The sequence below is a fragment of the Methanobrevibacter sp. genome (assembly GCF_045126245.1).
In the GTDB taxonomy this organism is placed as follows: Archaea; Methanobacteriota; Methanobacteria; order Methanobacteriales; family Methanobacteriaceae; genus Methanocatella.
The window spans coordinates 1-23248 of sequence record NZ_JBGVOG010000072.1 but is presented as its reverse complement, the minus strand read 5'-3'; the positions used below and the strand labels follow the sequence as shown (position 1 = coordinate 23248).

The 23248-nt window shown below is 35.2% G+C and carries 26 protein-coding genes, 3 tRNA genes and 1 other RNA gene; 11 read left to right on the top strand and 19 right to left on the bottom strand.

All coding sequences use genetic code 11. From position 1 onward, the window contains the following. Window positions 1-77 precede the first annotated feature (77 nt). From ACJMLZ_RS05635 to ACJMLZ_RS05610, 6 genes are all read left to right on the top strand, one after another. A complete protein-coding gene (locus ACJMLZ_RS05635; protein ID WP_405304390.1) occupies window positions 78-926 on the top strand; it encodes a DUF1002 domain-containing protein in 849 nt (282 codons plus the stop codon). Between the two features lie 78 nt (window positions 927-1004). Continuing rightward, a complete protein-coding gene (gene dusB / locus ACJMLZ_RS05630) occupies window positions 1005-1985 on the top strand; it encodes a tRNA dihydrouridine synthase DusB (protein WP_405304388.1) in 981 nt (326 codons plus the stop codon). A gap of 216 nt (window positions 1986-2201) precedes the next feature. Further along, entirely contained in the window at window positions 2202-2669 is a 468-nt protein-coding gene (locus ACJMLZ_RS05625; protein ID WP_405304387.1) for a hypothetical protein, read from the top strand. After that, entirely contained in the window at window positions 2669-3358 is a 690-nt protein-coding gene (locus tag ACJMLZ_RS05620; RefSeq protein WP_405304385.1) for a DUF11 domain-containing protein, read from the top strand. The genes ACJMLZ_RS05625 and ACJMLZ_RS05620 overlap by 1 nt, the downstream gene beginning before the upstream one ends. Before the next feature lie 117 nt (window positions 3359-3475). Beyond that, a complete protein-coding gene (locus ACJMLZ_RS05615) occupies window positions 3476-4258 on the top strand; it encodes an ATP-binding protein (protein WP_405304383.1) in 783 nt (260 codons plus the stop codon). A gap of 58 nt (window positions 4259-4316) precedes the next feature. Next, entirely contained in the window at window positions 4317-4577 is a 261-nt protein-coding gene (locus tag ACJMLZ_RS05610) for a hypothetical protein (protein ID WP_405304381.1), read from the top strand. 329 nt (window positions 4578-4906) lie between these two features. On the opposite strand, the gene ACJMLZ_RS05605 is transcribed toward ACJMLZ_RS05610, so the two are convergent. The 6 genes from ACJMLZ_RS05605 to ACJMLZ_RS05580 all read right to left on the bottom strand — a co-directional run bounded on the left by ACJMLZ_RS05605 (window position 4907) and on the right by ACJMLZ_RS05580 (window position 8555). Beyond that, a complete protein-coding gene (locus ACJMLZ_RS05605; RefSeq protein ID WP_405304379.1) occupies window positions 4907-6490 on the bottom strand; it encodes an ABC transporter transmembrane domain-containing protein in 1584 nt (527 codons plus the stop codon). 36 nt (window positions 6491-6526) lie between these two features. Further along, a complete protein-coding gene (locus ACJMLZ_RS05600; protein ID WP_405304377.1) occupies window positions 6527-6892 on the bottom strand; it encodes a hypothetical protein in 366 nt (121 codons plus the stop codon). 231 nt (window positions 6893-7123) lie between these two features. Beyond that, window positions 7124-7405: RNase P RNA component (rnpB, locus tag ACJMLZ_RS05595), an RNA gene on the bottom strand. 21 nt (window positions 7406-7426) lie between these two features. After that, window positions 7427-7501, bottom strand: a tRNA-Met gene (locus tag ACJMLZ_RS05590). A gap of 104 nt (window positions 7502-7605) precedes the next feature. Then, on the bottom strand, window positions 7606-8139 hold the full coding sequence (locus ACJMLZ_RS05585; protein WP_405304375.1) for a hypothetical protein: 534 nt from the start codon (window positions 8137-8139) through the stop codon (window positions 7606-7608). Between the two features lie 8 nt (window positions 8140-8147). Next, window positions 8148-8555, bottom strand: a complete 408-nt coding sequence (locus ACJMLZ_RS05580) for a hypothetical protein (protein WP_405304373.1) — start codon at window positions 8553-8555, stop codon at window positions 8148-8150. Between the two features lie 90 nt (window positions 8556-8645). Between ACJMLZ_RS05580 and map the strand changes: the two genes are divergently transcribed. Then, on the top strand, window positions 8646-9563 hold the full coding sequence (map, locus tag ACJMLZ_RS05575) for a type II methionyl aminopeptidase (protein WP_405304396.1): 918 nt from the start codon (window positions 8646-8648) through the stop codon (window positions 9561-9563). 97 nt (window positions 9564-9660) lie between these two features. On the opposite strand, the gene frhB is transcribed toward map, so the two are convergent. From frhB to frhA, 4 genes are read right to left on the bottom strand one after another with little or no spacing between them, the layout of a single operon-like run. Beyond that, on the bottom strand, window positions 9661-10512 hold the full coding sequence (frhB, locus tag ACJMLZ_RS05570; protein ID WP_405304371.1) for a coenzyme F420 hydrogenase subunit beta: 852 nt from the start codon (window positions 10510-10512) through the stop codon (window positions 9661-9663). A gap of 11 nt (window positions 10513-10523) precedes the next feature. Then, window positions 10524-11366: a coenzyme F420 hydrogenase subunit gamma gene (frhG, locus tag ACJMLZ_RS05565; RefSeq protein ID WP_405304369.1), complete on the bottom strand. Its 843-nt coding sequence runs from the start codon at window positions 11364-11366 to the stop codon at window positions 10524-10526. Further along, window positions 11366-11935, bottom strand: a complete 570-nt coding sequence (gene frhD, locus ACJMLZ_RS05560) for a coenzyme F420-reducing hydrogenase, FrhD protein (RefSeq protein ID WP_405304367.1) — start codon at window positions 11933-11935, stop codon at window positions 11366-11368. Before frhD ends, frhG begins: the two co-directional genes overlap by 1 nt. A gap of 20 nt (window positions 11936-11955) precedes the next feature. After that, complete coding sequence (gene frhA, locus ACJMLZ_RS05555; protein ID WP_405304365.1) at window positions 11956-13170, bottom strand: coenzyme F420 hydrogenase subunit alpha; 1215 nt, start codon at window positions 13168-13170, stop codon at window positions 11956-11958. Window positions 13171-13330: 160 nt separating this feature from the next. On the opposite strand from frhA, the gene ACJMLZ_RS05550 reads away from it, so the two are divergent. From ACJMLZ_RS05550 to ACJMLZ_RS05540, 3 genes are all read left to right on the top strand, one after another. Then, complete coding sequence (locus ACJMLZ_RS05550) at window positions 13331-13822, top strand: endoglucanase (protein WP_405304363.1); 492 nt, start codon at window positions 13331-13333, stop codon at window positions 13820-13822. Window positions 13823-13914: 92 nt separating this feature from the next. Beyond that, a tRNA-Arg gene (locus ACJMLZ_RS05545) sits at window positions 13915-13988 on the top strand. 55 nt (window positions 13989-14043) lie between these two features. After that, window positions 14044-14117, top strand: a tRNA-Arg gene (locus ACJMLZ_RS05540). 3 nt (window positions 14118-14120) lie between these two features. Here ACJMLZ_RS05540 and ACJMLZ_RS05535 read toward each other — a convergent pair. From ACJMLZ_RS05535 to pcn, 9 genes are all read right to left on the bottom strand, one after another. Next, window positions 14121-15308 (bottom strand): TIGR00375 family protein, encoded by a 1188-nt coding sequence (locus ACJMLZ_RS05535; RefSeq protein ID WP_405304361.1) that lies wholly within the window; start codon window positions 15306-15308, stop codon window positions 14121-14123. A gap of 22 nt (window positions 15309-15330) precedes the next feature. After that, entirely contained in the window at window positions 15331-15891 is a 561-nt protein-coding gene (locus ACJMLZ_RS05530; protein ID WP_405304359.1) for a DUF2112 family protein, read from the bottom strand. A 32-nt stretch (window positions 15892-15923) separates the two neighbouring features. Beyond that, window positions 15924-16694: a proteasome assembly chaperone family protein gene (locus tag ACJMLZ_RS05525; protein ID WP_405304357.1), complete on the bottom strand. Its 771-nt coding sequence runs from the start codon at window positions 16692-16694 to the stop codon at window positions 15924-15926. Window positions 16695-16697: 3 nt separating this feature from the next. Further along, on the bottom strand, window positions 16698-16868 hold the full coding sequence (locus ACJMLZ_RS05520; protein ID WP_296804089.1) for an RNA-protein complex protein Nop10: 171 nt from the start codon (window positions 16866-16868) through the stop codon (window positions 16698-16700). Window positions 16869-16874: 6 nt separating this feature from the next. Beyond that, on the bottom strand, window positions 16875-17672 hold the full coding sequence (locus tag ACJMLZ_RS05515) for a translation initiation factor IF-2 subunit alpha (protein ID WP_405304355.1): 798 nt from the start codon (window positions 17670-17672) through the stop codon (window positions 16875-16877). A gap of 62 nt (window positions 17673-17734) precedes the next feature. After that, window positions 17735-17914 carry a 30S ribosomal protein S27e gene (locus ACJMLZ_RS05510; protein ID WP_067044971.1) on the bottom strand — a complete coding sequence of 60 codons (180 nt, stop codon included), beginning with the start codon at window positions 17912-17914 and terminating at the stop codon, window positions 17735-17737. A 9-nt stretch (window positions 17915-17923) separates the two neighbouring features. Further along, the gene (locus tag ACJMLZ_RS05505; RefSeq protein WP_405304354.1) at window positions 17924-18202 is read right to left on the bottom strand and encodes a 50S ribosomal protein L44e; all 279 of its coding nucleotides are present in this window, start codon (window positions 18200-18202) and stop codon (window positions 17924-17926) included. Between the two features lie 216 nt (window positions 18203-18418). Then, window positions 18419-19264 (bottom strand): hypothetical protein, encoded by an 846-nt coding sequence (locus ACJMLZ_RS05500; protein WP_405304353.1) that lies wholly within the window; start codon window positions 19262-19264, stop codon window positions 18419-18421. A gap of 52 nt (window positions 19265-19316) precedes the next feature. Continuing rightward, complete coding sequence (gene pcn / locus ACJMLZ_RS05495; protein ID WP_405304352.1) at window positions 19317-20051, bottom strand: proliferating cell nuclear antigen (pcna); 735 nt, start codon at window positions 20049-20051, stop codon at window positions 19317-19319. A gap of 390 nt (window positions 20052-20441) precedes the next feature. Between pcn and ACJMLZ_RS05490 the strand changes: the two genes are divergently transcribed. After that, the coding region (locus tag ACJMLZ_RS05490) for an amino acid adenylation domain-containing protein (RefSeq protein WP_405304351.1) at window positions 20442-23248 on the top strand (2807 nt) is incomplete at its 3' end.

Below are 23248 nucleotides of genomic sequence, written 5' to 3'. Positions count from 1 at the left end.
AAATTTCAATTATTCAAAAGATAAGTTTAAATACTACATCGGATAAACAAAGTGTGCTATTATATAGAGGTGATAATATGCGTAAGACAACTATTGGTATAGTTATTTTATCTATAATCTTGATAGGTATGGTTATACCAGCAGGTTTTTCAGGTGAAGCGAATTCAGTTGTAATAACCTACGGTGAAACCACACATGCAAATTCAAACTACAAAGCTAATGTTGATTCATTTTTCAAAAGCCAGAGCAACATAGATTTAAGCACTGCAACTGAAAAAATAATCACAGCCAATGACGTTAACAAAATTTCAAGCGGTATAACCGGCAAAACATACACTTCAAGCCAGATATATTCATCCGCGCTTGTTGATTTGAATGACAACGGCAAACTCCAGGTAAGCGTCGACAAATCAAAAATCACCACAATTACCGGAGACATGTACTTGTCAGCATTGAAATCCGTCGGAATTACCAGCGGACACGTATACGTAACAAGCCCTGTAACCGCTACCGGAGAATCCGCTCTTGCAGGAATCATGAACTCTTATGAAGTGGCAACTGATGTTGAAATCCCTGATACCGTAAAAGAAGCGGCCAACAATGAAATATACACACAGGCGGAAATTGTTGAAAACTCAAACGTCAGCGCTGACGATTTATCCAAACTCGTGGATGATGTAAAAGAGGTAGTGCAGCAAAACAATACTACAGATCACACTACCATTGTAAACATCATTTACAATTATACCGTCATAAACAATATCAATCTGACTCAGAATGATATTGAAAAACTTGCAGACAGTATTGAACAACTCCAAAATGTTCAAGGCGACATTAACGTTTACGAAACACAGGTTTCAGGCGTTTTGAATAATACCGGAAGCGGTTCAATAACAGATTTATTCAATGGAATATTCGGCAAATAATATTCCATACTTTTTTTATTTTATTCCATTGGGAAATTACTTTAACCTATTTAATATATATAATATATTAGTGATTTTATGAAATGGAAAGTTGGCGATGTTGAAATAGATAATCAAGTCGTTTTAGCACCTATGGCCGGAATATGCGATTCCCCATTCAGGACAATTGCCAAATCAATGGGCTGCGGACTTATCGAAACCGAAATGGTTTCAGACAGAGGCATCATATATGACAATACCCGGACTCAGGACATGCTGGAGATGACAGACTATGAAAGGCCAATTTCCCAGCAGATATTCGGCTCAAGCGCCGAAACCATGAGCAGGGCCGCCGCTTATATCCATGAAAACATGGCTCCCGACATTATCGACATCAATATGGGATGTCCCGTCAGAAAAGTTGCCATAAAGGGCCAGGCCGGAAGCGCCCTTCTAAAAGACCCTGATAAGGCATATGATATTGTATGTAGTGTAGTGGATAGCGTTCCCATACCTGTTACAGTCAAAATCAGAAGCGGATGGGACAGCGATAACATCAACGCCCTTGAAATCGCAAAGCTTGTTGAGGATGCGGGAGCATCGGCCATAACCGTACATCCCCGCACCAAGGAACAGAGCTACTGCGTTGATGCAGACTGGTCAATCATCCGGGACGTTAAAAATGAAGTTTCAATACCAGTCATAGGAAACGGAGACATCAGAACATGCTATGATGCAAAAAGGATGCTTGATGAAACGTCATGCGATGCAGTGATGATTGGCAGGGCGACCTTAGGCAATCCCTGGCTGATAAAGCAGTGCGTCGAGTATTTGGAAGATGGAACCGTGCCACAAAGAGTAACAAAAGAAGAAAGATTCGAAATGATAAAAGAACACACAGAACTGCTTTTTGAAAGAAAGCCTGAAAAAGTTGCAGTCTCCAAAATGAGAGTTCATGCAGCATACTATTTAAAAGGATTGTACAGAAGCGTGGAAATCAAGCCTAAACTGTTTAAAACCACTGCAAAAGAAGAAATGTACGATTTGATTGAAGATTATTTGAAGATATTGAATTACTAGTTTTAAATTAGAAAACACCACTTCCTTATAGAAATTATAAATAACCATCAGCAATGCCTATTTGGATTCCAGTTGCTTTATTGTAAATTGGACTTGACACAATAATAATTATAATAAAACACCAAAAAAACAATAATTTTTAAATAAGGTTTATAGATAAATAAAAATAACAATGAATTTTGTTGATTTTTATAAAATATCCAAAGGAGGTTAAAAATGAAGAAACTGCTTTTAGTATTAATCATTTCTACACTTTTGATTGGTTCTGCTTACGCAGCTAACATAGGTGATTTCAAGGTAGATGATAAATTATACAGCTCAAATTTCAATAATACAGACTGCATAGTTTATTTTGACGATGCAAAAACATCAGGTGTCGGCATTTTCAAATACCTTGATACAGTTGACGATGAAAATGATGATGCGATAGAAGGCATTATCATGGATGACGGTAATGATTACTTAGTGGCTGATGATGACTATCAGATAAACAAGAACTCAGACAATACCGCCAATTTCACAGATGTTGACCATGGCAGCTACGGAGTTGTGGAAGTTGTTGAAGTTGACAATGAAAAGTTTGTTATTGTATTCTGGAGTAAAAACAGCAATGACACCAGCAAATTGATGTCACAACTAACTGAATTTAACAAAGACAACAATCTCACAGCAATTGCATTCTAATGGGGGTTGAAGCCATTAAAAATAGAACTGTTCTGATTCTATTGATTGCATTTGTTTTCATCTCCTCAATGGGTGCCATTAGCGCTCAGGAAATAGATGAAAACCAGATGGATGCTTTAGAATTGGAAATTGCAGCACCTGCAGATCAACAGGAAGTATTGTCTGCATCCAATTCTGCACAACAGGCTTCAGACAGTAACGCAAGCCAAAACTCAACCGGCGCATTTCTTGTGCTGGACAATGATGCAGATAAGGAAAACATCTATGTTGGCGATTACGTTACCTGGATTTTAGAGGCTGTAAACTTCGGTCCTGATGAGGCAAAAAACGTTAAAATCCACGATAAATTGCCTGAAGGTTTAAAATACATCAAACATACTGCCACAAAAGGAACATTCGACCCGAATACCGGCATCTGGGATATCGGTAATCTGACCATTGAAGATGGCATTGTAAAGTTATTTATAACCACACAGGCATTGACTGTAGGTGAAAAAGTAAACGAGGCTTACATTACTAGCGATACAACAAATCTCAACAATGAAACGTTTGAAGAGGAAGAGATTGACGTGTTGGATAGAGATTCGGATGAATCTGGATTTGAAAAACCTATGCATGAAACAGGAAATCCTATTCTTTTGATTTTAGCTTCCATATTAACATTAAGCATTCCGATTATCAGACGATAATTGGATTTTTTATTTTCTTTTTTTGGAAAGTATGCAAAAAATACTTTCAATTACAATATTTAAATAGTTAACAAGTAAACTATATATTATATAACAAATTTTCAGAATGGTGAATGTATGGTGAAGGCGAGTGTTGATGCGGACTTCTGTGTATCCTGCGGATGCTGTCTTAAGGTATGTCCAAAAGGAGCCATTGAAGTTAAAAATGGAATGTATGCAATAGTTGATGAGGAATTATGCGCAGAATGTGGAAAATGCGTTATAGAATGTCCGTCATCAGTTATTGAAGGAAACCGTGCGAAAAAAGAAAATAAGATAAAATTCAAAAAATGGTATGACTACCTTTGGATTTTTACAATCGTATACTTCACACTCGGATTTTTCAACATAATATTCGCATGGCTGGGAATGATCTGCTTTATAACACCACTGCTTTTTGCCATCATCAAGGGCAACAAAGGATTTTGCAATCGCTATTGTGACAGAGGCCAGCTTTTAGGATTGCTTGGTGGTCGCTTAGGCCTTTCCAGAAAAAGGGACGTTCCAAAATGGATGTATTCAAAAGCCTTCAGATATGGATTTCTGATATTCTTCTTTGCAATGTTTTTTGTGATGCTTTGGAACACATATCTTGTATTTGCAGGCACCAAATCACTCACACAGGCGATTACTCTTTTATGGACCGTTAATGTGCCTTGGAACTGGGCATATCATGGAAATGTCATATCCCCATGGGTTTCACAATTCGCGTTTGGATTTTACAGCGTCATGCTTACCTCAACAATATTGGGATTATTGACTATGGTCCTGTTTAAGCCAAGATCATGGTGCGTGTATTGTCCTATGGGAACAATGACACAGGCAATATGTAAAATAGAAAATAAGATTAAAAATGAGTAAAAAAAGAAAAATATTAACTGCCTAATGAAAATAAAATTAATTAGAAAAAAATTTTGTGGTGGTTAAAATCTATCAAATTGACGGAATTAATATTTCAGAATTGAACCCGGACAGGGTTTGTCTTAATTGTGTGCATTGGCAAGCCAATATACAATTAAAAGGTGCTGGAGAGGGAGTTATTTGCCGTTTAGGCAATGGGCACACTAGTCCAACAGATAGCTGCAGCCGATTTGAACCTGCAAGAACTTCCGATTGCTTTCAAAATCCGAATAGCTGCCACGATAAATCACAAAAATTACAAGTTTTTAAAAGATTCTAAAAAAAATAATTAATATTCATGGCCTGTTAAGAGTAACCCTATAAAATCGTGTGGGTTACCTATCAAAAATAGGCAAATCCTACCCCCCCCCTTTTTGACATTTTATCAAATTAAATAATCTCCAAATCCAGTAAAAAATCAACCATCAATATATCAATATACGGAAATGCATAAATCTTATTCAATATCCTAATACTGATTAAATCCTTTGCACCGATTATGAAAAAGTATACAATTTTCCTATTGATGTTTTAGAGTTATATTAATTAAAAAAAAATAAATAAAGGTTAATAAGTTACTTTTTTACGTTAACATGACTGAATATCCAATCATTCCTCTTTGCGATAGTCAATAATCGCAAATATTCTTTTTATGCTTGAAAATGCAGTTTCAATAGAAGCCATCGAGGTGCTTAGTTTTTTAATAGGTTTTGTCAATAACTGCCCATACATGATAACCGCCAATAGGGTTCCCAGTTGTATTTCACCAACTGATAAAAAGTAAATGCCTGCCATATAAACAGTTATATTACTTGCATTTGTTAAAAAGGTTGTAACAGGCTCCATAATATTAGTAATGTTTCTGGATTTGACATAATAGTCAATTACAGTTTGGTTGATTTTTTTAAACCCTTTTTCATGGAATGAATCACGATTTGTGAGACCTCTTTCAAAATAGCTCATCATTCGCCCTAAATGCTTTTGATGACCATCATAATAGTCTTTAGATTTATAATCGCATAACGAAAAGGAGATGATATAAACAGGCAATATCACCAGATAAATTAAGCTCAATTTGAAGTCTGTCATCATCATCAGTACTATTACAAGGACTATCGATAGGATTTGGGCATAAATTTCAGAAAATCTGGAAGAAACGAACTCACGGATGTTCATCACATCGTTGTTTAATCTGGACATGATGAGACCCTTTGAGTTTTCCTTAATGAAACCGGATCCGACAGCATCAATCCCGCCAAATAATTTCATTCTTAAATTATAGGCCACCTTTTCACCGGCAATCCCCATGATTCTCTTTGGAGTTAATTTAAACAGATATCCTGCAGAATATAATACCAAAAGCAGGGCCAGGTTAATGTAGATGGCAACATCGTTGGATGAATTCACATTGGAACTCAATAAATTAACCGTCTTTCCTGCAACTTTAGGGGCATAAACCATGCATAATGTGGATATCGTAAGCAAAATCATTGATATTATTACTTTGGTCCTGTCCTCGTTTAATATTAGAGAGAATTTTTGGGAGATTTCCTTTCTTTCATCCCATATGCTCTTATCCGGCCAGGATACATCTTCTTCTACAATTTCTATTCTTTTTGGATTATCAGTGCTTTTGGATTTTATGGTTTTATCTTCCAGATTCAGGACTTCCTCCAAACGCACAGAAGTGGCATATGCACGTGGCCACCTGTCAATTAATGCAGGGAGAAACGCCAAGGTACTGACGAAGTATGCAACATATATAAGAATAATGAATGAATCAACTACACTGTCGGTTTCAAAGCCAATGGTGTATCCGGAATTAACCATTGCAAATGTAATCAGAACAATAGCATATAAACCCCATAATAATACTGGCCCAAGGTAATATTGGCTTAAAATATAGGTAACATTCTTATCATAGGAATTCTCACATGCCTCTTCAAATTCCTCTTCATACTCCTGTTTATTGAATGGGACCCTGTTGGCTATATCACTGATTTTGGATAAAAACAACAGGTTCAGTTTTCCATAGGTCTTTTTGGCTCGAAAAAATATTTTCACAATTTGTTTCATTCTAAAAATCAGAATCATGGCAAGAACACCAACAAATGCCAAGAAGAATAACGCATAAGTTCTGTCAATCAATGCTATTTCATAAATAATTGCTATGAATGTAACTGGAATCAACATTAATTGTGTGAGTATTATCACTATAAAACCCTGTTCTTAGGACATCCCTCTGGTTGACCGTGTAACCAGCCCTGAAATTTTAAATTGCTCAAGTTCCTCACTAGGCAGGTTCATCAGTATATGAAATATTTTCTCACGGACCGTATATGCGGCATTTGAAGCCACTCTTGTTGAGAGAAAGGAAATGATATAAATGGCAATCACTGAAATGACCGTATACATTAACATGTATGATCCTGATTTGAAAAGCAAATCGATATTCTGTTCTTTAACTCCAGTCAAAGCAGCACTGAACAAATCAATTATTTCCATTTGAAAGAATGTCTGAATTATTATCAAAGCGAAAATAATCAATATTGTCTTCCATTGGAATTTTAATGAAACATTCAAAAACTTTCTCATGAACATTATTTAGTTTTAAAATAATATAAATTATTTCATAAACCATGAAAAATGAAATTTCACAATTACCTTTTTAAACACCCTAACTTCTGTTGAGAGTTAAAATACAAAATAACATTGTTAGAATCAAAGGTTAACTGAAAAATTACAATCCATTGATTTAAGTAATGAAAATTTGATAAACACACAATAACTGAGTGAAATAAAATAAGAAAATAATTAATATTCATGGCCTGTTAAGAGTAACCCACCTTCTGTTTAACAGCATTCATCTTAGCGTGCTACCTTGCCTCAAACAGGTTGTCATAGGCACCTTTGCTCTTGCATCCTATGGAATGGCCGTTTCACCGATTCTTTTTAATGTCCTCAATTAATTATCATTGTCATCCATTAAAAGACGTGTCGTTTCTGCTCCAGAGTCATACCTCTCGGTATACGTTTTTCAACGCCATAGTTCTGTATGATGGGCGGAGTTTCCTTAGTTTAAAAAACCAGCAGCTGTCTTTAACTTGCCATGAAAATATTAATTAAAAGTAGCAGGGCCTAGATTTGAACTAGGGATCTCGGGGTTATGAGCCCCGCGGGATCACCAGACTACCCCACCCTGCTATACAAACAAAAAATAGTATAAAACTATATTATAATTTAAGCAAAGATTATATATAAACTTTTCTATATTTCCAGTTAAAATTGAAAAAAATAAGAAAATAAAATTATTTATTTTCCAATGTTTCAATTCTTTTATCTAAATCCTCTAATTTTTCTTCAGCAACTTTTTGGAACTCTTCGGAAGATTTTTTAAATTCATCGAAAGATTTTTCCAAACTGTCAACATGATTGGTAGTTTCACTGAATTTGGATTCCAACTCTTCCAAATCATTGGTGGTTGCTAAAGACCAGTCCTTGATTAACTGATCGCTCTTTTCATCAAGAAAAGCGTCAATTTTGTGGGAAAATGCATCGGTGTTCAAACTGGACATGTCAATGTCGCTGAGTTTGACCTTGATTCTTTTACTCATTGAACCTGATTCTTCATCAACACCATCTTCAACCGGCATTTCTTCTTTAGATAAATCGCTATAACTGGAATCCTTACCTAATACCTCATCCAAATGAGCATCGGCAGTCTTTGGTACAAAATTGCGCAATTTATCTGTAGTTTCAGGACTGTTCAATAGGTAATAATATATTAAAATTATAATAGCAATGATTAAAATTAAAATAGCTACAACTTCAATAGCTTCCATGAAAACACCTATTTATCCATTTTTTTAAGCTTAGCTTCCTTAGCTTCAATTTCTTTAAGCATCTTTTCTAATTTCTTTTGCTCGGTTTGAGCTTCCAATCTGGCTAACCTTTCATTGATTTCAGTATGCAAGTAGCCGACTTCGCTTCTTACATCGGTTGTGGATTGCCTTATTGCAGATAAACTGTCCTGTTTATCCTGCGGTAATGGAATAGGGTTATCCATTAATCTTTTAGATTCTATGTCTTTTTCCACCATAGACATTTTTTTAAGCTCAATTTCCTTTTCAAGCATTAAAATTGAATTTTTAGATTGTGCAACTTTTCTCCATTGGAAAACAATGATTAAAAGCACAATCGCTACAATAATTAAAACGATTAATAAGAATATTTGATCAGGTATTGTAGGAATATCCATTTAATTACCTCCAACATGTTAATACAATACAATATTATATAAACTTTATCAATTATATAATTAATTATTTAATGGTGAAGGTAAATGACTATGATGGAATCTTATATAAAAGCCGGGAAAATTGTTTCAGACATTCGCAGTGAAGCTTCAAAAATGATTAAAGACGGAACTTTAGTAATTGATTTGGTGGAGTACGTAGAAAGTGAAATCCTAAAAACAGGAGCCGAAATTGCGTTTCCTTGTAACGTATCTTTAAATGAATTTGCAGCGCACTACACATCACCTGCAAACGATGAAACCCTGATTCATGCCGGAGACATGGTGAAGCTGGATTTGGGAGCTATGGTTGACGGCTATATTGCAGATTCCGCAGTCACCATAATCGCAGACGGAAACATTTCAGAGAATTATACTCAGGATGAAATCAATCTGCATGAGGAAATCGTTGAAGCGTCAGCAGCAGGTCTTGAAGCTGCAATTGCAACAGTCAGGGCAGGCGTTGAAGTGTCCAAAATTGGTGCCGCCGTTCATGAAGCGATATCAGAATACAATCTAAACCCTATCTTTAACCTGACCGGACACAGTCTGGAGCAATATAACTTACACGCAGGAATTTCAATTCCAAATTACGACAATCATGACGGATATACATTGGATGAAGGCCAGGCCATAGCTATTGAACCTTTTGCAACCAACGGAGAAGGCATTGTAAATGATGCTCCCGGACACTACATATATTCCTATATGGCCAACAAGCCGTTCAGAATGAAAAGCACACAGAAAGTGCTTAAATATATACAATCAAACAACCAATACGTGCCGTTTTCAGGAAGGTGGATTACAGACAAATTCGGCGAAAGGCGTGGAAATACCGCTTTAAAGCAATTGTCAGATGCGATGGCCATTTATCCGTATGCTCCACTAAGAGAAAAGAAAGACTGCTTTGTAAGTCAAAAGGAACATACCGTAATCGTTGAAAAGGAAGGCTGTGTTGTTACAACCATCTAGAAGAGATTTCTCTTCTAACTATTTTTTTAATTTTAAAACAAGTTATAATCTAAAAAATAATTAATTTTTAAAAAAAAAGAAAAAAAGAAAAGAAGGATTAGTATTCCACAGGAAGTGGTAATCCCATTTTAGCTCTTCTTTCTCTTTCTTTACCGTTTTTGTCTTTTTTACCTTTAGCTAATTTTTCAAGTAAAGGAAGACCAGGTTTTACTTCGTCCATTGGTTTTGTTTCAATTAAACCAGCATCGACAGCACCTTTGAATACTTTGTCACCATCGTCTGTTCTGGTTAATACAGTGGACCATCCGTCAGGGGATCCTACTGAACCGGTGGATACATCAGACCATTCAGCAACATAATCCATACAGATGTTACATCCTGCTTGTTCATATCCGTGAGTTTCTTTAATAGCTAAACCAGAGTCTTCGCCATCTTTGGTTAACCAGAATTTTCCTTTACCAATGTCCATTTTGGTAGCGTCTTGTAAGCTGTCAAATCCTAATTTAGCAGTAGCAAAGGTGTCAAGAGAAGCCATTGGGAAGTTTTCCATACAGTAGATACCGACAATCAATTTGATTTTGTCAGCGACAAATCTAGTGAATGGATAAGATTGTGCTTTTCTTAAACCTTGGGTTTGACATGGAGTTGCTACAACACCAACTTTTTCTAATCCGTATTGACGTGTTGCTTCTTTTACTGCGGATAAAGTTGGGGACATTGAATATTTGGTTCCTGCTGCAGCAATAACTTCATCAGCGGAAGTTACTACAGTAGGGATAGGTCTCCAATCATCGTCAGGAGTTCCAGCTACTACAGCACCTTCAATGATTCCTTCATCGAGTGCGTAACAGAGTAATGCTGAAACAATTCCTCCGTCTTGTGATACATCTAGAATTTTTTGTTCTGTAGATCTTGCAGAGAGCGCTTCTTTATAAGTACCTAATACCATATCCATTCCTCCTAAAGTCCTGTGTCCTCTTTAATTCTACTTACAGGTAACCAAGCTCTTGGACACATTGTGTAACAAGTTCCACACTTGATACATCTGTCTCTGTCACAGCTAGGTCTGCCTTCAGAAAAGCCCATAGCTCTTGTTGGACAAGCTAGAGCACAAGTTCCACAACCGGTACATAATCCTGGGCGGATAACTCCGGTAATTACGTCACATCCACAACCTGTATCACATGCAGCTTTATCAATAGCAGGTTGTAAGTAATCCATGTCTCCGTTGCATAATGCTACAACAGCTTTTGCAATCATTTCTGGAGCTACAGGACAACCAGGAAGTGCTAAATCTACTTTAACTAATGCACTAATAGGTAAGAATGATTCATGTTTAGGTTGTGCTTGTTGACCACCACGAGCGAAGGTGGTGAAACAACCAGTCATAGCACAGGAACCGAATGCAGCAATTAAACCAGATTTTTTCCTTGCTTCTAAAAGTTCGTGTACACTGTGTTCATCTTGTAAACATACGGAACCTTCAATTAAACATAAGTCCATTTCAGGCATTTCTTCAGCATAAGTACCGTGAATCCATTTGTCGACCAAAGTTTGTCCGTATACAATATCAATCATGTCAGTTAATACAGTAGATAAAATGTCGTAATTTTCAGTTAAGGACATTGCATCTCCAGTACAACCACTTAAGTGTATGTAACCAATACGTGGTTTAGCTGAAGCAGCTTTAGGTTCTTCTGGTGCTTTTGTTTCTACAGGAGCAGCAGCTTCAACTTTTTCCTCTACTTTTGGTGCTTTTGGTTCAGATGAACCGCCAAAAGCTTTTTTCAATTTATCAAACATTATTTTACCCCGATTTCTTTTAAAATAATATCTATAGTTTTAGGAATAGCCTTTTCTACAGGTTCTGTTAAACCCATATCAATATCCGGAGTTGGTATTTCAGCAGGTTTGCACCCAACAATCACGACTTCACATTTTTCGGAAATTTCACGAAGAGGATCCTCAACAGTCATACCATGAGGATTGTCATATTTCCCTTGTTGCATAACACTCGGATCGAAAACATCCACAGTTCCAGGTTCAGCATTGAATTCAACAACATCAACAACAATAAGTTTTTTCCAGTCATAGTCAGTATATAACGGGAAGAAATTGGTTGGAGCTGCTGTTCCTCCATCAACAAATTGAACACCGTCAGGCAATGTTATGCCTTCAACCTTTTCCTCTATCTGTTTTAAAATTTCACTGTCAAATTCATTATCTACAAAATCAGTAACTGCCGGATCATAATAGTCTTGTTTGTCATTAAGAACTTTTTGTAAGATGTTGATAACTATAGGACCGTATCCGTCATCCTTGAATAATACATTCCCGCATCCAATAACAATTATATCCGAATCATAAGGCATTAATAAATCCTCCCAAATACCTAGATTCTCACCATTTCATTTTTGAGAATGGATTTATCTTCATCGTCAACTACCATTACGTGAGTAGCACAGGATAAACATGGATCGTAAGCTCTGATTACGTGTGGACCGAAATCATGGTGGAATCCTTCAGTTGCAGGACCCATTGTTGGAATGTTCCATGTGGTTGGTACAATTGCAGAGTAGAATTTGGTTTTTCCTTCCACAACTTGTGCCATGTGTACGTCAGTTCCTCTAGGACCTTCGATAACACCAAATCCAAGTTCACCAGTTCCTCTTTTATCGTATGATACATTTGCAGGTGCGGCAGGATCGATTGCATCTAATGCTTCCATACAAGCGTCATAGTTTTTCAACATTTCGTCTGCACGTGCAGCGTGTTGAGCAACTACACCTTTGCCTTTGAAACCTGCGAATTTTTCCATTCTTGCTCTTGGACCAGTTTCAACATTGGTACCTTCCCATAAAGGAATTACGGAACATCCTCTTTTACCAATTTCAGGGTCATCATACCATGCTTCTGGTAATACTTCGGAGAATTTGTCCATATCAAAGTCGTTGGTACCGTAAGTTGCATCGGTTGCCATTAATGGTTGGTTAACTACACCTAAATCTTCAGGTAAGCCAGCTTCAAGAACACAGTTTTTGATAAATTCAACGTGTGCTTCGAGTTTTGGTTTAAATGCAGTCATTCTTTCGACTAATCTTTCTTTGGTGAATGGTGTAATGTTTCTTGCCATTCCTCCAACTCTAATATCAGATGGGTGAATACCTTCACCAGCAATCATGTCAACAACATATTGAACAGTTTTTCTTACTTCACTTACACTGTTAACTGCATCAACGAATTTGTCCTCAGGGACAACGTCAGGTGCAACTAAGAAGTGGTGAATTGCTGCACTGTTAATACCGTGTGCTGCTGCGACAGCTTTTCTTAACAATTTACCTGCTTTAGGAATTTCGATTCCTAATGCCATGTCCATTGCTTCAGCTGAAGCTAAGGTGTGTGGAATTGGACATACTCCACAAATTCTTTGACATAAAACAGGAGCTGTTTCAGGAGCTTTGTTAAGAACCATCTTTTCTAAACCCCTAACAGGAGTTATACTAAAATACATCCCTTTTGTAACAATCCCTTCATCATCAACTTCCATGACTAATTCGGCATGGCCTTCTTGACGAGTTGTAGGGGATATAACTACTCTATCTTTCAAATTTGTCACCTCAATTTTAAAACTTAGAAACTAACATTATTACTATATATTCAAACATATTTATAAATTAATACTAAAAAAATAGATAGAAATATATATAAAATATAAGGAACTTAATTATTCACAGTATCTAAGTTATTAAATATATGGAGGGATATTATTGGATAAAGAAAACATAATAATTTCTATAATTATCGTATTATGTATTGCAGCGGCTGTTGCAGCTTATGGAATAACCAATAGTAATAATCCTATATTCTCAGATTTATCTAGTATGGCAGGTGGGGACTCATCAGGCCATGGACTTGGTAATAATTCAACTTTAAAGTCTGGAAGCGGATCTTCTGTTGCTACCACTACAGGTGGTGGAAGTGGAACAGGTTCAGGTTCTGGAAGTGGCTCCGGTGGATCCGGAGGCGGTTCTGGCGGTGGACAAGGCCAAGGTACACGTTTAAGTTATTCTCAAGCACAAAGCATTGCAAATAGTGGTGTTGGAATAGAAGGCGCATATACTGGAAGTGGTTATTATTCCCAAGGATATTGGATATTCCTAATTTATGATTCAAACGGAAACCCAATCCTTGACCCTGATACTGGTAACCAGGCCACAATTGCCGTTAATGATGCAACAGGCATGACTGAAAGAGTATAAAAAATTTATTTTTTATCCTTTTTTATTTTTTTGTGAATAATATAGATAAATATATATAATAAAAAAAATAAAGTTATTATTGTTATATTAAAGGGCCCGTAGCCTAGCTGGATAGGGCGTCGGACTTCTAATCCGAAGACCCCGGGTTCAAATCCCGGCGGGTCCGCTCTTTAATTTGCTTTTTTTAAAATATTTATAATCAACAGTAATTTGATAATTTTGGGCTTGTAGCCTAGTCTGGAAGGGCGTAAGACTCCTAATCTTAAGATCGAGGGTTCAAATCCCTCCAAGTCCGTTTTTAAAAATTGTCCAAAGTAGTTATTTTAGCTACTTTTCTTTTTTTAATTTCTTTATTTAACAAAATCTGACCGTATTGTCCGCCACCACCGGGAACGACATCTATTGACTTTTCCCTGAATGCCTTAATGGCCGGAGCGATATTTGAATCAACTTTTTCGATTTCATCTACAGGAACATTAATCAAAACATCTATTTCCGTTTGGAAACTGTCAATTAATCTTTGCCATTTGCCTTGAACCGTCTTTGTTGTAACCCCCTTGCCATAAACAGTAGATATCAACTCTGCAAGAGGCATCAGATGAATATAATCCGGTCTGAAATCGGGATGTTTGGGCTCACCGTAATCTGAGATTTCAGATATTCGATAATCCACACCCTTTTTGATTATGCCGCCGCAGCTACATCTCATCTTATTTTCCCGGGCAATTATAGGATCAACGATTTTGAAGCATTTGGTACATGCGGTCATGTGATACTTTCCAAGGTTTGGTATCAATCCATAATTTGCTTTGATTTTCCTATGTTTTATTGCATTTTTAATGGAAGTGAATGAAATATCTTCAAGCTCAATTGCATTAAACTCCCTACCCAATCTGTGAGGCCATGGAGAGTGCGCATCCGAATTTGACAGGAATGGAAAGTCCTTAAGTTCCTTGACAGTATCTGCCATAAAAGTATCTGCGGACAATCCAAGCTCAACGAAATCAGGTTTCTTATCATAGCAGTCATAAATGCTGTCAAAAGACTTATACATTCCAGTCCAAGGGGTGAATGCATGTGCCGGACCTATTAAACAGTCATACTCCCTTACCAATTCCAAAAGCTCAAAACCTGTGTAGGCTGTTCTTGGCCTTCCATCCGTATCCTTGTTTTTTGATATTAACCTGTCAGACAATTCCCTAGCAATTTCCATATTCGGAATGATAATCAGATGATGAATTCTGTTTTTGCCTTCAACTTCTGTTGTCAAAACGAAATCCATATCTCCGCAAGTATAGATTCCATCTCCCGAATAATCCGTGCTTTGCTCGATTATATCCAGCCACCCCGGATGAAATGCATCTCCGGTTCCCAAAAGCTGCAAACCTTTAAGTTTTGATTTCGGAGCCATATTCTTAATCAGCATGTCCTTTGATGAAGCTGACGAAAAGCAGCTGTGAACATGAAAATCCGCATTTACCAACATGATTAAAGGTTAATCGTTAATGTTATATTAAATTATTTAATAACCTTTTTAAATCAGTGAATGGATATTTGTCTTGTTTTTTGAACAAGTCAACATTTAAATCGTCCTCATTGGAATCTTTTGAATCATCATTTAAATTTTTTAAAAAAAGGTCAGTTCTATTGATTAAATCGATGATTTGACTTTGGTTTGTGGGGTAGGCCAGTTTCAATGTGGGAATATCCAAGTCATGAATCATCTTTACTGTCAGACTGTGGGCATTATTGCAGGAATTCCCGCCAAATAGAATCAGTTCATTTAATGCGTTATACATCTTGGAGTAACCCTTTGGTCGTTTGCCTATAATTATTGCCGCATCTGCGTTAGGTAGAACCTTAGACAGCAAAAAAAGCCTTCCTTTTACACCTGAAGGAATTTCGCTTGATGAATAAGTAGTTATTAAACGGTCATATGACAAATTGCCTTCACAAATGTCCATGTTATCATATCTGGAAAAATTTACCGGAGACAAATATGTGTGACCATTCTTTTCAATCAATGGTATTACAATCATTGATGCATCGGGAACGACTACAACATTCATAATCAAAAAAAAGTTAAGAATAGATATATTGACTATCCAATATATCTTAAATCATCTGCATTTCCAGCGTTGGCTTTATTAATCAAATCTTGTTCCATTTGCTGAGCTTTAGCTATCATTTGTCTGGTTTCTTCAGCCCTTTCCTCTAATTTATCAACATTGATTTCAAAATTAAGTAAAAAAGACAGCTTATTCAATATAGCCTCAGCAGATTCCGCGTCGATGAAATATCCTGGAGTCTCACCCATAAGGCAAGATCCGTGAAGCCCTTGGCGAACAGCAAGGCCTAAAAATAATCCGGAAGCACCTACAATGCCTCCGTCGTTAGATCTAATTTCAATATCAGCTTCCTTTAATAATTCTACATCTTCTTCATGGGTAGCCGCTCCGAAAACCTTCGGACTTTCAATAGGCTGTCCGGTTGCCATTCCACCTAATGTGAAAATTCTACTGATATCAAATTGCTTAACATATTCCAGAATATCCTTACATATTAAGTATTGACCTTCAGGAGATAGAGCCTGTGTGTTGCCCACAAGAATTATTAAATCCAAATTATCCTCACCAACATCCTTCAGGTAATATAATTCATTAAGCATGTTTGCAATTACCCCTTCGTCCTTAACAAGAACTTGAGGAGGAAAAGCGGGAGAATAAATTTCAGCAAATTTAGTTGCCCCAAATTCATCAATCATATGGTCGGCAGCCAATTTACCGACATGACCAATACCTGGCAATGCTTCTATGAAAATAGGATTATCCAATTCAATTTCCTCTAAAACAGTTATCTCTGATATTTCCATATCCTATTGCTCCTTCATTGATTCTTTTTTCAATATACGACGATATTTTCCATATTTATCCTCAATTGAGAATTTTGGAGGATAAATAACTTTAAGTTGCCCGCCACATTTAGGGCAAGCATCTTTTAAAGTATAAATTCCACATTCGGGACATTTATTCATTTTCATATTCATAAAAATCTAATTATCTAATTCTCTTAAGAAAGAACCGTTTCCTTCAGATTCTTCAACAACTGCTATACATCTGTCAGCAGCTGCTTTAAGAGCTTTTTCTGCTAATAAATAATCAGTAGATTTAACAGTGATTCTATATCTAGGCGCACCAACACATTGGACTTTGATTTCCTCTTCCTCATCACCGTTATCCTCTGCAGCCTTAAGAGCGGCAACAATGATTTCCACACCATTTGGCACGAAAGTTTCAATGTCTACATAACCGCTGATATGAACTTCAGGAGGAGTGATGTTCTTTTTAGCAATTTCAGTAATAGCATCAGCCCAATCCTGAGGAATTCCTTCTTCAGTAAGGGATTCTGCACCTTCATCAGAAGCTGTTTCAAAAGCGCCATAAACATCACCAAAGATGTCCATGAGCTCATAACCCACTTCATCATATGCTTCATCCAAGGTTTTATCTAAAGATTTAGCAGATAATTCTAAAAATTTTTCAGCTTTTTGTTCAATTTTCCAATGTTGGATTTTTTTAGTTCTTTGATCTTCACGGATTCTTTTTAAAGAAGCATCAACATGCCCTTTTTTAGGATTAACTCTGAGAACACGACAGACAATTTTTTGGTTTTCCCTTACGTGGTCTCTGATGTTTTTTACCCAACCAGAAGATACTTCAGAAATATGAATAAAAGCTTCTTTGCCCTGATATTCTTCTAATTTAGCAAAAGCCCCATAATTAAGAACTTTGTAAACAGTACCGACAATAAGTTCCCCTTCATCAGGCCATTCTTGACTTTTTCTTACCATACTTTCACCAACATCAATAAAAATTATAAAAAATAGTAAAAAATAAGTTTAAAACTAGGAATCTAGTTTAAAACTTTTTCAATGTGTGCGGTAATTTTAGCTTTAGCACCGCGGGATTTGACAAGAGTTTTACCACAAATAATACATTTTACGTCAGATGCTGCACGGTCAAAGATTACTTGCTCATTGTCACAATCTAAACATTTAACTTTTAAAAAGTTTCCTCTTCCTTTACTAACCATGTTAATCACCTATTTAGCTACAAATTCAGGTTTTCCTGTTCTGAAAGATTGTTTAATGTGAGATTTACCACATTCTTTACATTTAAGTCTTAAGTCTAATTTCTTAACAGGTTTGTTTCCGGCAGGTAAAGGCCTTGGATAACCTCTGTAACCAGCAGTTACACGTCTGAATTGTCTTTGTCCCCAAGTTAATTCACTAGCTTTTTTTCTTTTAGCTGTGTGTACCTCATGTATTGTGTGTCTTTTACAATAAGGACAGTATGTTCTTTTTTCTTTTGGTATTTTCATTTTTTCACCGTAATTAATAAGTCATTGTAAATCCATCAGTGAATTTATCTAAACACAAATTTTATTAAAAAACGTTAGAGATCAAAACTGCCTTGTAACGCATCAAGTCTACATGCAGCAAAAATCCAAATTATATAAAATATAATTTTTTATTATCACAAATAGATACATTCAATATATCTATTTATCAAGTTATTTAAAGTTAATGGCAATAGGTTAAATTTTTACTTGACGGCCCTTTCGATTTTTGAAAAATACCTTCGCATTTATCAACGGCAAGGTAACCAAATCCTGAGGTCTGAACGGACCATAGATTCTCTCATCAACGCCTACAATCGGATCGACTTCATCGAAAACCAACATTGTAACGAGTTCAGTGTCCTTAGCGATTTTTCTGGACTCCAAATCATAAAATTCTTCAGTCTCGTCAAAGGCATTGGGGTTATCTTCAATGTTTTCATTTTTAGGCTTGACCTCAATATCCTCCTTTGGAGGATTGTTTTGTGAATCAGAAATCTGTTTTTCGATTGTCTCGGTCTTTTTATCCTCAACGGGATTTGCCTTAAAAATTTTATCATCATTTTCAGTTGGTTTTGGAGAAATCAACGTATTTGACTGGGTTTCTTTAGGTTTTATAACCTTTTTATCAGGTATTTCATCACCGTCAGATAATTTCTCAAGTGAAATGTTTCCCCTATGATTTTTTAAAGTATCAATCAGTGAAAAGTAGAACTTCTCCTCTTCGGGAGTCAAATTTAATGGAGTGGTATCGACCAGGTCAAACTGAGGCTTTCCAGTGAACAAATGATAGGATCTGTGGATATTGACAACTGCCGCATCAGTGATTTTATGTTCCCTCCTTTCACAGATTTCAGTAGCTATCCTTTGAGCTTCATGCAAAATCTGAGGAATGTTGGAAAATGGATCACGGATAGCCTGCTGTTTTAAATCATCAAGATACTCATGAATTTTACTGTAAAAATTCTCCTCAACACGAGCTAATGTAGCGTTATTACGTTCCTTTTTTTGGATTGTGCGTAATTCCTTGTAAAACTGATCCACTTAATACCATCTCTAAAAATTAATTAAAATAAAAAAAGATAAACAAATGAAATTATTCATCTGTTTCTAATCTAGGAGCAAGCAAGAAACTGAGTTTACCATCACCTGTAACCATGTTAAGGGTTAAACTTAACGGCATGTCAGTACCTAAACTAATTTCAGCTTCCTCTGAAAATTTATCTGCTTTAAGCATTTCTCTAATCTTATCCAATGAGAATAAAGCCTTTGCATGTTCAGAAATATTTTCACCGTGAAGATATTTGATGCTTGCATCACCGAATTCACCATCAGCAGATGCAATGAAGTAATCTTCATCAACTTGAAGTGCAATTTTATCTGAAAATATATCAATATCATTAATACAGTCTTTTAATATAGAGAAACGAACTTTAAAGTTAGTAGGGTGTTCAATATTTGGTGGAACAGGATTATCATATTCCATATCTATTAATCTAATTTTAAAAGTTCTGGTTGCATCCCCTTCAAAAGTAATAATAAAATTACCTTCATCCACTGACATCAAAACTCTATCCTGTGATTTAGCACGTTTTAGAACTCTCATAAATTCATCAGTGTCAATGTTGATTTTTTCAGGAACATCACAAATGTATTCGTCAAATAGACTAGATTTCAACTCTAAATGTACGAAAGTTATGTGACTACGGTCTAAGGCATCTAATCTCATGCCTTCACTGTCAGTTTGAATTTGTACTTCATCAACGATTGAAGAAATAGCATCAAAACTGGTTTTTAATATACTAGAATCACTTAATTCTGCTTTAAACATAAATAATCCTCTAAATCGAATGTTTAAAAATTATAAATTATACATATATTTTTGTCTCAACTATTTATATAAATTTTTTCATTATTGAAAAAATGCCATTTTATTGGAGATGTTTTATTATCCCATCATGGACTTCCATAAACAACAAAACATAAAATATTAAAAATCTATAAAATAATTTAAAAAACGAAATAAACAATAAGATAATGATATAATGAAAAATTCAGGAAAATATTATGAGTCAAATATGTAATAGAACCTACATAAACAACCCCAGATAAAAACGGGAATCAAAACAATCCTAAAATTAAAGAAACAACCATTAATATAGAGTCAACTGCCATAAACGGTTTCTGTAAAGAAAATAAAATAACAAAGCAGACATTGTTTTTGGCAGGCACAATACTCTCATTGAATAAATTCACATTTACATCTAAAACATTGATAAATATCTCACTTAATGGAAAAATAAGTACAACATCCGATTCTTCAAAAATCTTAGGAAAAATCATTCCTTTTTTCATAAACAACGAAGAAAGACAAAAAACAATACGGGAATTTTTAAGGCAAGTAAATGAAACATTGGAAAGTACAATAAATGAAAACTTACAATCATTTGAAAAAGAAAAGTTAAACTCAGAATTTATTTATTCCTATTATAATAGCTGCAATATTAATGAAGAGATAAATTCCGGCCATAAAATTATTTTGAATATAATGGACAACCCTGACTGCATTAGGATAAACGTAAAATACAATAACCAATTATACACTCAGGACTATGTGAAAACATTCATAAACTCCCTCAAAAGTATTTTAAATCAGCTGATAAAAAACAACATTGACCAAACCAAAATATTTGATGTTGCACTAAAAAAAGAAAAACAAACACCGAAATTCATACCGGTGGACATTCCCTACATTCATAAGCAATTTGAAAAACAAGTTCAGGAAAATCCGAAAAATAATGCAATCACATCAAATGATGAAGTGTTAACTTATGAAGAACTTAACCAAAAGGCAAACAGGATAGCTAATGCACTAATTAAAAAGGGAATAGAACCTAAAAACAACATATTGGTAATGTTGCCTCGAAATAACAATATGATTGCAGCGATTTTAGGTATTTTAAAAACAGGTTGTGCATTTATTCCCGTAGATATGGAATATCCTAAAGAAAGAATAGAGTATATCTATGAAAATAGCCAAGCAGATTACATAATCACTACCAAAACAGATGAAAATAAGATAAATATTGAAGAACTGCTCCGCGAAAAAAATATCAAAAACCCTAATGTGAATATAGATTCTGAAGACATTGCATATATGATTTATACTTCCGGGTCAACTGGCAAACCAAAAGGAGTTATGGTAAGCCATTTAAATATTACAAATTTATTTGAAAAAAATGAAAATAGCATCATTTACAAGTTATACTCAAAAATGAAAAAAAATCTTGCAATAAGTACCATTTCATTTGATGCTTTCCTGCTTGATTTCATGACTTTGACCTTCGGATGCCACATTGTTCTAGCTAATGATAATGAAACAAAAAATATCCTTGAATTAACCTCCCTGATACACAAAGAAAAGCCGGACACATTAACATGCATAACACCAACAAGGCTTAAACAATACCTGGATTATGATAAATTCAAAAAAGAACTTGATACTTTCAAACATATTTGTGTCGGGGGAGAAAAACTATCCCAAGAATTAGTTGCTGAAGTCTTAAACAATTGTGATGCCATAATTTACAACAATTATGGGCCAACAGAAACAACTGTGGCTTGTAACTCCAAAAAAATTACAACTCCTAAAAAAATAAATGTTGGAAAATCATTTCCAAATTGCATTACCGATGTAAGGGACATAGATTCCAAATTATTGCCTGATGGAGTGATGGGTGAATTATACATAGGCGGAATAGGTGTATCAAAAGGATATTACAATATGGAAGATAAAACAAAAGAAAAGTTTATTAAAATCAACAATATTCCATACTACAAAAGTGGGGATTATGCGATAATGCTACCTAATGGAGAAATTGACATTAAAGGAAGAATCGATAATCAGATTAAATTAAGAGGTTTAAGAATAGAAATCGATGAAATTGAATCCAATTTAAGCATATACCCAAATATAAAACAAAATGTTGTTCTAATAAAAAAAATTAATAATGTGGATTATCTTTGTGCATATTTCACTTCATCAAAACAGATAGATATTGGAGAGTTAAAAGAATTCCTAAAAAATAAGCTGCCTTCATATATGGTACCATCACTCTTCATACCTATAGAGTCCATTCCATCAATGCCGAATGGAAAAATTGATACAAAACAACAACCTGAACCAAAACTTGAATCAAATTACATCAAACCAGAAAATGAGCTAGAAGAAAACATTTGCAATATCTTTTCAAATGTGCTGAGTATCGAAACTGTTGGTGTGGAAGATAATTTCTTTAATATTGGAGGAACATCCCTAACCGCTTCAAATTTAATCATAGAACTAATAAAAAATGATTATTCCATCAAATACGACAATATTTTTAACAATCCCACTCCAAGAAAATTAGCTAGATTTTTAACTGGTGAAAATGATGAAAAAGAAGCATACATAGAAACTATCGAAAACTACGATTATGCAAAAATCAATGCTCTTCTTAATGAAAACACATTGGACAATTTCCTTGAAGGAGAAAAAAATGAAATAGGCAACGTATTATTGACAGGAGTTACCGGTTTTCTTGGAATACATGTATTGTATGAATTCCTAAAAAATGAAAATGGAACAATATATTGCTTGTTGCGAAAAGGAGAATATGGATCCTGTGAAGAGCGTTTGATAAATTTAATCGACTATTATTTCGATGAAGACATTGAATCCTTTATTGGTTCACGGATTATTTTAATTGAAGGAGACATAACACAATTTAATGACTTTAAAAAACTTGAAGAGCTCCCGATAGATACAATAATAAATTGTGCTGCAATTGTAAAACACTATAGCTATGACGACTACATATTTAAAGTCAATGTGAAAGGAGTTGAAAATGGGATTAAATTTGCAAATGAAAACAATCTGAAATTTGTGCAAATATCAACCGTTAGCGTCCTTTCAAAACCTATGAATAATAAATTTGCTCCAGATGTTAAACTTAATGAACAAGTATTATATTATCAACAGGATTTAAG